General features: G+C 61.7%; 7 protein-coding genes and 1 pseudogene. 2 read left to right on the top strand and 6 right to left on the bottom strand.

Annotation, left to right across the window (positions count from 1 at the left end; translation table 11 throughout):
• The 6 genes and pseudogenes from VFE81_RS10655 to gloB form a co-directional block, all read right to left on the bottom strand.
• Positions 1-190: pseudogene (locus VFE81_RS10655) on the bottom strand (transcription elongation factor GreA); the annotation flags it as partial.
• 151 nt (positions 191-341) lie between these two features.
• On the bottom strand, positions 342-3,596 hold the full coding sequence (gene carB, locus VFE81_RS10650; RefSeq protein ID WP_325044558.1) for a carbamoyl-phosphate synthase large subunit: 3,255 nt from the start codon (positions 3,594-3,596) through the stop codon (positions 342-344).
• 152 nt (positions 3,597-3,748) lie between these two features.
• Positions 3,749-4,903 (bottom strand): glutamine-hydrolyzing carbamoyl-phosphate synthase small subunit, encoded by a 1,155-nt coding sequence (gene carA, locus VFE81_RS10645; RefSeq protein WP_325044557.1) that lies wholly within the window; start codon positions 4,901-4,903, stop codon positions 3,749-3,751.
• Positions 4,904-5,331: 428 nt separating this feature from the next.
• On the bottom strand, positions 5,332-6,573 hold the full coding sequence (locus tag VFE81_RS10640; protein WP_325044556.1) for an MFS transporter: 1,242 nt from the start codon (positions 6,571-6,573) through the stop codon (positions 5,332-5,334).
• Positions 6,574-6,773: 200 nt separating this feature from the next.
• Positions 6,774-8,468, bottom strand: coding sequence for a transglycosylase SLT domain-containing protein (locus VFE81_RS10635; RefSeq protein ID WP_325044555.1), 1,695 nt, complete (start codon positions 8,466-8,468; stop codon positions 6,774-6,776).
• Between the two features lie 156 nt (positions 8,469-8,624).
• Complete coding sequence (gloB, locus tag VFE81_RS10630) at positions 8,625-9,416, bottom strand: hydroxyacylglutathione hydrolase (protein ID WP_325044554.1); 792 nt, start codon at positions 9,414-9,416, stop codon at positions 8,625-8,627.
• A gap of 19 nt (positions 9,417-9,435) precedes the next feature.
• Between gloB and VFE81_RS10625 the strand changes: the two genes are divergently transcribed.
• Positions 9,436-10,287 (top strand): class I SAM-dependent methyltransferase, encoded by an 852-nt coding sequence (locus VFE81_RS10625; RefSeq protein WP_325044553.1) that lies wholly within the window; start codon positions 9,436-9,438, stop codon positions 10,285-10,287.
• The gene (gene rnhA, locus VFE81_RS10620) at positions 10,284-10,730 is read left to right on the top strand and encodes a ribonuclease HI (RefSeq protein WP_169485743.1); all 447 of its coding nucleotides are present in this window, start codon (positions 10,284-10,286) and stop codon (positions 10,728-10,730) included. The genes VFE81_RS10625 and rnhA overlap by 4 nt, the downstream gene beginning before the upstream one ends.
• The last annotated feature ends 107 nt before the right edge of the window (positions 10,731-10,837 follow it).

Here is a 10,837-nt window from a genome sequence, read left to right as displayed (position 1 = left end):
CGGCAATACGGCCTTCGACGAAGCCCTGCTTTTCCTTCGCCGCGTCGTATTCCGCGTTTTCAGACAGATCGCCCTGGGCACGCGCTTCCGCGATCGAATTGATCACCGAGGGACGCTCAACCGATTTCAGGCGCTGCAATTCATCGCGCAACATTTCCGCGCCGCGCTTCGTCAATGGAACAGTGCTCATAAACAACTCTATGCAAAAAACAGCCGTAAAAAAAATCACCGCGGTTAAGTGCATCCCGCGGAGGCTGACGTTCCGGGCAACACCCGGGCCACAGCACCTGCAGAACGCCGCTTAACCGCGGCACTTACATCTTGGACAGGTATTCGAAGCCTTAGTTTAGGCGAGCGTGGAGGCCTTGTAAATCATAGACTTCCAGGTTCTTCAAATAGCGCAAACCTTCAACTGCAGCCCGTGCACCGGACATCGTCGTGTAGTACGTGACCTTGTTCGCCTGTGCGCTCATGCGGATCGAGCGCGAGTCGGCGATCGCGGCACGGGTTTCGTCGACGGTCGTGAAGACCAGCGCGATTTCACCGTTCTTGATCATGTCGACGATGTGCGGACGACCGTCCTTCACCTTGTTGACGACCTTGACCGGCACGCCGGCCGCTTCGATCGCGGCAGCCGTGCCCTTGGTCGCGACAATCGGATAGCCGAGCTCGTGCAGCATGCGCGCGACTTCGACGGCTTTCGGCTTATCGGCGTCCATCACGGTCAACAGCACCGTGCCCGACTCCGGCAGACGCGAACCAGCCGCGAGCTGCGACTTGAACAGCGCTTCGCCGAACGTCTGACCCACGCCCATCACTTCACCCGTCGAACGCATTTCCGGTCCGAGCACCGGATCGACTGCCGGGAACTTGACGAACGGGAACACGGCCTCCTTCACGCTGAAGTACGGCGGATTGATTTCCTTCGTCACGCCCTGTTGTGCGAGCGTCTGGCCGACCATCGCACGCGCCGCGATTTTCGCCAGCGGCAGGCTGGTCGCCTTCGAGACATACGGCACGGTACGCGACGCACGCGGATTCACTTCGAGCACGTAGATCACGTCCTCTTTCGAACCGTCCGCCTGCGGCACTTGCTGGATCGCGAACTGCACGTTCATCAGGCCGATCACGTTCAGCGCCTTTGCCATTGCGCCGGTCTGGCGCTTCAGCTCAGCGATGGTTTCCTGCGACAGCGAATACGGCGGCAGCGAGCAAGCCGAGTCGCCCGAGTGGACGCCCGCCTGTTCGATGTGCTCCATCACGCCGCCGATGAACACGGCTTCGCCATCGGAAATGCAATCCACGTCGCATTCGATCGCGTCGTTGAGGAAGCGGTCGAGCAGCACCGGCGAATCGTGCGACACCTTCACGGCCTCGCGCATATAGCGCTCGAGGTCGCGCGGCTCGTGGACGATTTCCATTGCGCGGCCACCCAGCACGTACGACGGACGCACCACCAGCGGATAGCCGATTTCCTCGGCAAGCTTCAGCGCTTCGTCTTCAGCACGCGCGGTACGGTTCGGCGGTTGACGCAGGCCGAGGTCCTGCAGCAGCTTCTGGAAACGCTCGCGGTCTTCCGCGGCGTCGATCATGTCCGGCGACGTGCCGATGATCGGCACACCGTTCGCTTCGAGATCGAGCGCAAGCTTCAGCGGCGTTTGACCGCCGTATTGCACGATCACGCCGACCGGCTTTTCCTTGTCGACGATTTCGAGCACGTCTTCGAGCGTCAGCGATTCGAAGTACAGACGGTCGGACGTGTCGTAGTCGGTCGAAACCGTTTCAGGGTTGCAGTTGACCATGATCGTTTCGTAGCCGTCTTCGCGCATGGCGAGCGCGGCGTGCACGCAGCAGTAGTCGAACTCGATACCCTGGCCGATCCGGTTCGGGCCGCCGCCCAGCACCATGATCTTCTTGTTGTTCGTCGGGTTCGCTTCGCACTCTTCCTCATAGGTCGAGTACATGTAGGCGGTTTTCGTGGCGAACTCGGCCGCGCACGTGTCGACGCGCTTGTAGACCGGGCGCACGTTCAACTCGATACGGCGTTGACGCACCTCTGCCGGCTTCGCGCCGAGCAGCTTCGCCAGACGGCGATCCGAGAAGCCGCTCTGCTTCACATACTTGAGCTCTTCCTTCGACAGGCTTGCCAGCGTACGGCCTGCCAGCGACTTTTCCTTCAGGATGATCTGTTCAATCTGCGCGAGGAACCACGGGTCGATCGAGGTCTCTTCGAAAATCTCTTCGGCCGTCATGCCGATACGGAAGGCGTCACCTACATACCAGATGCGATCCGGGCCGGCTTCGCCGATCTCGCGGATGATCTCGTCGCGGTTGTCGGTCTTTTCGTCCAGACCGTCCACGCCCACTTCCAGACCGCGCAGGGCCTTCTGGAACGATTCCTGGAAGGTGCGGCCGATCGCCATCACTTCGCCGACCGACTTCATCTGCGTGGTCAGGCGCGAATCGGCTTCGCGGAATTTTTCGAATGCGAAACGCGGAATCTTGGTGACGACGTAGTCGATCGTCGGTTCAAACGATGCCGGGGTCTGGCCGCCGGTGATTTCGTTCTTCAACTCGTCCAGCGTGTAGCCGACTGCCAGCTTCGCCGCGACCTTCGCGATCGGGAAGCCGGTAGCCTTCGACGCCAATGCCGACGAACGCGACACACGCGGATTCATTTCGATCACGACCATCCGGCCATCTTGCGGGTTGATCGAGAACTGCACGTTCGAACCGCCCGTGTCCACGCCGATCTCACGCAGCACCGCGAGCGATGCGTTACGCAGAATCTGATATTCCTTGTCCGTGAGCGTTTGCGCCGGCGCGACGGTAATCGAGTCGCCGGTGTGGATGCCCATCGGGTCCAGGTTTTCGATCGAGCAGACGATGATGCAGTTGTCCTTTTTATCGCGGACCACTTCCATCTCGTACTCTTTCCAGCCGAGCAGCGATTCTTCGATCAGCAGTTCGCGCGTGGGCGACAGGTCGAGACCGCGCTTGCAGATTTCCTCGAATTCGTCGCGGTTGTACGCGATGCCGCCGCCCGAACCGCCGAGCGTGAACGACGGACGGATTACGACCGGATAACCGCCGCTACCCGTTTGCACAGCGATGTCGGCTTGCACCTGCAGCGCTTCTTCCATCGAATGCGCGGTGCCCGATTTGGCCGAACCGAGCCCGATCTTGGTCATCGCGTCTTTGAACTTCTGGCGGTCTTCCGCCTTGTCGATCGCTTCCGGCGAGGCGCCGATCAGCTCGACCTTGTACTTGTCCAGCACACCGTGTGCGTGGAGATCGAGCGCGCAGTTCAGCGCGGTCTGACCGCCCATTGTCGGCAGGATCGCGTCCGGGCGCTCCTTGGCGATGATGCGCTCTACCACTTCCCACGTGATCGGCTCGATGTAGGTGACGTCGGCCGTGTTCGGGTCGGTCATGATCGTCGCCGGATTGCTGTTGACGAGAATGACCTTGTAGCCTTCCTCACGCAACGCCTTGCATGCCTGCGCGCCCGAGTAGTCGAACTCGCACGCCTGGCCGATGATGATCGGACCCGCGCCGATAATGAGGATGCTCTTGATGTCTGTCCGCTTGGGCATAACGCTCTCGCTAATGTATTCCTGAATTCGTTCCGTCGGCGCGCGTCGCTTCACCGTTGCGCGCGCTCTGTTGTGTGCGGCTCGCCGTGCTTCGCGCCAAGTGCGCCAATCGCATTGCGAGCCGCGCGCCGCCAGGGCGCCTCACCAGCTATTTATGCCGCTGCGGTCTTGCCGGCCTTCTTCGTGTCCATCAACGCCGTGAAGCGGTCGAACAGATAGGCGATGTCGTTCGGACCGGGCGACGCTTCCGGGTGGCCCTGGAAGCAGAACGCCGGCTTGTCGGTCAGCGCGAAGCCTTGCAGCGTGCCGTCGAACAGCGAGATGTGCGTGACCTTGGCGTTGGCCGGCAGCGTCTCGGCATCGACCGCGAAACCGTGGTTCTGCGACGTGATGACCACGCGGCCGTCGCTGAGATCCTTCACCGGATGGTTCGCGCCGTGGTGGCCCGTCTTCATCTTGAGGGTCTTGGCGCCGACGGCGAGGCCCATGATCTGGTGGCCAAGACAGATGCCGAAGGTCGGGATGCCGCGCTCGATCAACTCCCTGGTAGCGCGAATCGCGTAGTCACACGGCTCCGGATCGCCGGGGCCGTTCGACAGGAAGATGCCGTCCGGGTTGAGCGCGAGCGCGTCAGCCGCGGAGGCTTCTGCCGGCAGCACCGTGACGTGGCAGCCGCGCTCGGCCAGCATGCGCAGGATGTTGTACTTCACGCCGTAATCGAACGCGACCACACGATACTTCGGCGCGTTTTGCGTGCCGTAGCCGGAACCCAGGCGCCATTCGCTCTGGATCCATTCGTAGGTTTCCTTCGTCGACACGACTTTCGCGAGGTCCATGCCCGACAAACCCGGGAACGAACGCGCGAGTTCGATTGCCTTGGCTTCGTCATCCGAGCCGGCGAGAATCGCGCCGTTCTGCGCACCTTTATCGCGCAGCACGCGGGTCAGCATGCGGGTGTCGAGACCGGCGATGGCGACCACGCCTTCGTCCTTGAGGTATTGCGGGAGCGTGCGCTCCATGCGGAAGTTCGACGCGAGAACCGGCAGATCACGGATGATCAGGCCGGCGGCATGGACTTTCGTAGCTTCGACGTCTTCGGCATTCACACCGACGTTACCGATGTGCGGATACGTGAGGGTCACGATCTGGCGCGCGTAGCTCGGGTCAGTCAGGATTTCCTGATAACCGGTGATAGCGGTGTTGAACACGACTTCGCCGATCGTATGCCCAGGGGCGCCGATCGAGTAACCACGAAAGACCGTGCCGTCGGCGAGTGCGAGCAAAGCGGGAGAAAATGACGGCAACACGGGAGACTCCTTGGGGAACACCCTGTTGCCGACCTGTCTATCCGACTGCGAGCCGCAGCGAAACGCATCGACAGGGATGCGCGCGCAGACTCGCTCGCGTACTGCTGGTGACGTCGCAAGGGGCGCGATGGGTCCATTGTGTGGACGGATCGGCTGGGGTGCGGGGCGTCAAAAGCGCGCGGCGGATGAACGGTATGGGAGAGGTAGGCGCTAGGGTGCGGGTTGATAAGCTCAAACCTTGAAATTATAGCGCGAAACTACCCTTCCCTCCAAATCCGAGATGGCGAACCGACGTAGCCGGGTCCGGCCTGAAACGGTTCGAAGCCTTGCTGCGCTTGCCCCGGAAGCTGCTGGACAAAATTTACACGGTCAGAATCGGGATAAGACCGGTAAATATGACGCCACCCTGCGAACCATGCGCGATCGCTTTAAACCTGCTGTTCGGCGGGCACGTGCGCCGGCTGAAGCCGTGCGCGGCCGGGCAATACGTACCAGATCGCGCTCAACACCTGCAACGCCATCAGAATGCCCCAGGCGGTCAGATGCGCGGCCGCCGGATAATGACCGTCATGGGCCGGCCAGCGCGACAGCACCGCACCGACGCCGATCTGGAAGCCGAAAATCAGCAGAAAAATGATCAGTGTCAGCGTGGTATTCACCCGGCCGATCATCTGCGCCGGAAAGTGCCGCGCCATTACCGCGTAACTCAGAATGCCGGTACCGCCAAATACTCCGTATGCCGCCCACAGCAGGCTCGCGGGCAGCGGCACATTGAACATGATCAGCAGTTGGGTCACGACAAACAGCGCCATACCGATGCCGCAAAACACATACAACGAGATTCCACGCCGCTCCAGGCCGCGCGCCGCCGCGCCGAAACCGACGCAGCCGGCCATCATCGCAAAGCCGAGAATCGACACCAGCGAGGCGGCTTCACGCGGCGCGAAACCCTGCACGTCGCGCAGCCAGGCGCCGACCCACAACGACTGCATCGCGTAGAACACGCCTTGCGTGACGATGGAAAACGACCCAATCTTCCAGAACGCCCCGCTTCTCAAGATATGCAGGGTGCCTTTGAACTGAGCGCCGATACCGGCCTGGCGGTGAGTTTCCCTGGCATCAGGGGCAAGCGTCCACTGCGCCACCGCCACCAGCACCGTCAGCAGGCCCAGACCGATACAGACCGCACGCCAACTGGCAAAGCTCAGCACCCACGTGAGTGGCGAGCCGACCATCACACCGCCGAAGCCGCCGATGGCCATCACTAGCCCGTTCATCATCGGCAGACGCCCCGGCTCGAAATGCTGAGCCAACGCCTTGAAGGCAGCGCCAAGACATACCGAGACGCCGACACCGATCAGCAACCGTCCAAACATCGTCATGCCAACGCTGTGCGCCGCGCCGAACACCCATATTCCGAGGGCGGCAAACAACATGGTGATCGCCGTCACGCGGCGCGCGCCGTAATGATCGAGCAGCACGCCGGCTGGAATCTGCGCTCCCGCGAAGCCGAGGAAATACAGACTGGTCAGCAAGCCGAGATCCGTGGCCGACAGACCGAGATCGTGCGTGATGAAGGGCGCAAAGCCAAGATTGACGCCGCGAAACACGTACGAAACGAAGTAACCGGCGGAAAACAGAAGAAAAACGCGCAACTGGGTCGACGACATAAGCTTTGAAATGAGCGGCCGAGAGAGCCGAAGCACGAAAGATAAATGAAATGCGCGAAATTCGCCTGAATTGATCTGCACAATGAAAAACGCCGTCACCACAGGTGACGGCGTTGGAATAACACGGTGCGTGATCGGAGCGCAATCCACGCGCTGCCCCCGCAACGCATGTGGTCACTACCGTGGGAGCCGCTTTTGGTCTACTTACCCTTCTTCGCGTTGGCCGCGGTCTTCGGGCGGCTATCTGCCGCGGCCTTCGACGCCTTGCTGGACGTGGAAGCCGACACTTTCGTCACCTTGCCCTTGCTGGCGCCGGACGTTGTCGGCTTACTGGCTTTACCCACCGGCTCAGACACCCTCACCACGGCGGAGCGGCCACGGCCCTTCTTTTTATCGTAGCGCGAATCGCTCCTCGTGTCTGCGACCCGGGTACCGATCTTCTCGACACCGCCGCCTTGCACGTCGGTCGCGATGCGCTCCGGACCGGGTTCGCTCGGCATCGCCTTGCCAACCGGCACGTGCAGCACGATCACCTGGCCACGCGACACCTGATCGCGATGCGTGCGATTCCACGCCTTCAATTGACCGATCGACACGCCGTAACGCACCGCGATCGCGGCCATCGACTGATTGCGGCGCACGCGGATCAGCATCTTGCGGGTATCGGGGACGTCGGGCTCCATGGCCAGCACCGCGCTTTCGGCGACGTCGGCGCTGATGTCTTCGTCGTCGTCCGAGCCACGCGGCACGACGATCGTGGAGCCTGGTTTAAGACGCATGCCGACTGGAATCTTGTTCACTTCCATCAGCGTGTCGGCGTCGACACCGATCTTTTGCGCGATCGCCGCCGGCGCTGCGCGCTCCGTGACCGTGTACGTGGTCCACGACGATAGCGAACCGGAGTACGTCTTCAGATTGCGTTCGAACGCGCTCGCGTTGTCGAACGGCAGCAGGATCTGCGGCTGTGTGGCGCCGAGAATCACCGGCTTCCTGAACGACGGGTTCAGTGAGCGGAATTCATCCGTGGAGAGATTCGCGAGTTTCGCCGCCATGTCCACGTCTATGTCGTGCGAGGTCGTGACCGTCACGAAATATGGGTGATTCGGAATCGACGGCAGTGTGAGCCCGTACATCTGCGGGTTCATCACGATGTTCTTCACCGCCTGCAGCTTGGGCACGTAGTTACGCGTCTCGTTCGGCATGCGCAGGCTGAGGTAGTCAGTAGGCAGCCCCGCCGCTTCGTTACGCGCGATCGCGCGCTGCACGTTGCCCTCACCCCAGTTGTAGGCGGCGAGCGCCAGTTGCCAGTCACCGAACATGTCATGCAGACGCGACAGATAGTCAAGCGCAGCGCTGGTCGAGGCCAGCACGTCGCGGCGCTCGTCCTGCCACATGTTCTGCTTGAGATTGTAGGTACGGCCCGTGCCCGGCATGAACTGCCACATGCCGGCAGCCTTCGCCACCGACAACGCCTGCGGGCTGTACGCGGATTCAATGAACGGCAGCAAGGCGAGCTCGGTCGGCATATGGCGCGCCTCGAGCTCTTCGACGATGTGGTACAGGTATTTCTGCGAGCGCTCGGTCATGCGCTGCACGTAGTCCGGGCGTTGCGCATACCAGTTGACCTGCATGTCGACGAGGTCGGTTTGCAGATCCGGCATTTGAAAACCACGGCGAATACGGCCCCACAAGTCGGCGTCCGCGCTCGTCAGCTGAGTGACGGAGCCCTGGTCGACGTTGATCGTCTCTTTAGCGGTGGCTGTCTTGCGAAGGGCGTCGGCTACGGCTTGCTGACTGGCGGGGTTTGTTGCGGTGGTCGGGCTATTCGTCGCCGGTCCCTGACTCGCGCAAGCGGCGAGCGTCAGGACCAACAACGCACTAAAGATAAATCGCATGAACGTCTCGGCTTCCACAAGGGCTGGAATTTGCTGCCGATAGTACGAAACGGCAACGTTTACGTCAATCAGAAAATGACGAAAAAATCAAGGAAATCTAGGGCTTGGCGAATTTTTGCGATTCTTCGCGTGAGGAATACCCTGATGCCGAACGGGTCAACGGAAGCGGTTTTTCCATTCGCGCATCAGCGTAAATGCCGCTAAACGATCGGGCACTTTTTCGTGCAGCTGCTCTTGCAGGGTTGCTTGAATCGCCGGATTGCTCGCGCGCAAAAATGGATTCACCGCGCGTTCGTGGGCGATGGTGGTGGGCAGCGTCGGCACATGACGTGCGCGCAATTCGGTCGCCGCGTCACGCCAGGCTTGCAGTTCGACGTTGCCTGGCTCGCAGGCGAGCGCGAAGCGGATGTTCGACAACGTGTATTCGTGTGCGCAGTGAACCTCGGTCGCGCCGGGGAGAGCGGCTAGTGAATCCAGCGACGCCAGCATCTGCGCGGGCGTGCCTTCGAACAAGCGGCCGCAGCCACACGCGAACAGTGTGTCGCCACAAAACACGTGCGGCGTACCGCGCGGGTCGGCCGCCTGAAAATAGGCAATATGGCCGCTCGTGTGACCGGGCACGTCGAGCACACTGAATTCGAGTGGGGGGGCCGCAATCGTCACGTGATCGCCGTTTTTGAGACGATGCGTGAGATGCTGGATCGCTTCACCGGCGGGGCCGTACACGGGGACGGCCTGGCCGTTCAGCAGATCGGCCACCCCACCGACATGGTCTTGATGATGGTGCGTGAGTAAAATAGCGCTCAGCCGCCAACCCCGTTTCGCCAGATAGGCGCGCACGGGAGCGGCCTCACCCGGATCGACGACCACCGCGTGATGCCCGTCGGAAACGACCCAGATGTAATTGTCTTCAAACGCCGGGACCGGTACGTACTCGAGCGCATTCATAGGCGACGCATTCTCTGATATGACTGACCGAGCGATTATAGACTGGCCTGCCTGGACCGATTCGCCACCCGGTCGCTACGTACTCGAGTGGGAACAGACCCAGCTCGACCGCGTGGTGTCGGACGTGTTCGGTTACCATGCGCTGCAACTCGGCCTGCCGCAGCTCGACGCCTTGCGCGAAAACCGCATGCCGTGCCGCGGACTCGTGCTCGACGCAGCGAGCGGCGCGAGTGCGCCCTACACTTTTCCACGCGGCCTGGGGCGTGCCGGGAATGGCTCGGGCAATAGTGCCTCCCAAGGTCGGCCCGCGGGGTTGCCGGCGCCGGCCGGACGCAGCGCTGTCTGGTGCGACCTGCTCGACTTGCCGTTCGAAGCACAAAGCGTCGACCTGATCGTGATGCCGCATACGCTGGAATTCACAAGCGACCCGCACCGGCTGCTGCGCGAAGCCGAGCGCGTGCTGATGCCCGAAGGCCAGTTGATCATTCTCGGCTTCAATTCGCTGTCGCTCTGGGGCGCGCGTCAATCGGTCGGCAAGATGACCGGCCGGCCGTTCGTGCCCGCGGCAGTCGACCTGATCGCCTTCACTCGCCTGAAAGACTGGATCAAGCTGCTGGGTTTCGACCTTGAACGCGGGCGCTTCGGCTGCTATCGTCCGCCGCTCGGCAGCGATCAATGGCTGTCCCGCTACGGTTTCATGGAAGCCGCCGGCGACCGCTGGTGGCCGATTTTCGGCGCCACCTACATGATCAAGGCGATCAAGCGCGTGCGCGGCATGCGCCTCGTCGGCCCACTGAAAGTGAAGAAACCTGTCCTCGCCGCGGGCCTCGCGCCCGCCGCCACTCCGAACACACGCAACCACACTCAATGACTTCCGACATCATCGATATCTATACCGACGGCGCCTGCAAGGGCAACCCCGGCCGCGGCGGCTGGGGCGCGCTGCTGCGCTTCGGCGACCAGGAAAAAGAACTGTTCGGCGGTGAACCCAACACCACCAACAACCGCATGGAACTGATGGGCGTGATTGCCGCGCTCGAGGCGCTGAAGCGCCCCTGCAAGGCCGTCGTGCATACCGACTCGCAGTACGTGCAGAAAGGCATCAGCGAGTGGATTCACGGCTGGAAGAAAAAAGGCTGGATCACTGCGGCGAAGCAACCGGTGAAGAACGCCGATCTCTGGAAGCGGCTCGACGCGCTTGTCGCGCAGCACGAAATCGAATGGCGCTGGGTGCGCGGTCACAACGGCCACCCGGAAAACGAACGCGCGGATCAACTGGCCAATCGCGGTGTCGCGTCACTCGCAGAAATGTGATGCGTGCTGTGATGTCCGCCGCAATACCTAAGCGCGCGCCCTTCTTTTTTGCTGATTTTTTTAGAGCAGGCTAATCCGACATGCGTCAACTCATCCTCGATACCGAA

The sequence above is a fragment of the Paraburkholderia sp. genome, from assembly GCF_035656215.1.
In the GTDB taxonomy this organism is placed as follows: domain Bacteria; phylum Pseudomonadota; class Gammaproteobacteria; order Burkholderiales; family Burkholderiaceae; genus Paraburkholderia.
The sequence above is the reverse complement of the archived record's forward strand: the minus strand, read 5'-3'. Positions and strand labels throughout refer to the sequence as shown.

Bases quoted from the DNA above. Each gene is read 5' to 3' on its own strand.
- carB (WP_325044558.1), bottom strand. From the start codon at position 3,596: ATGCCCAAGCGGACAGACATCAAGAGCATCCTCATTATCGGCGCGGGT.
- VFE81_RS10640 (WP_325044556.1), bottom strand. From the start codon at position 6,573: ATGTCGTCGACCCAGTTGCGCGTTTTTCTTCTGTTTTCCGCCGGTTAC.
- VFE81_RS10635 (WP_325044555.1), bottom strand. From the start codon at position 8,468: ATGCGATTTATCTTTAGTGCGTTGTTGGTCCTGACGCTCGCCGCTTGC.
- gloB (WP_325044554.1), bottom strand. From the start codon at position 9,416: ATGAATGCGCTCGAGTACGTACCGGTCCCGGCGTTTGAAGACAATTAC.
- VFE81_RS10625 (WP_325044553.1), top strand. From the start codon at position 9,436: ATGACTGACCGAGCGATTATAGACTGGCCTGCCTGGACCGATTCGCCA.
- rnhA (WP_169485743.1), top strand. From the start codon at position 10,284: ATGACTTCCGACATCATCGATATCTATACCGACGGCGCCTGCAAGGGC.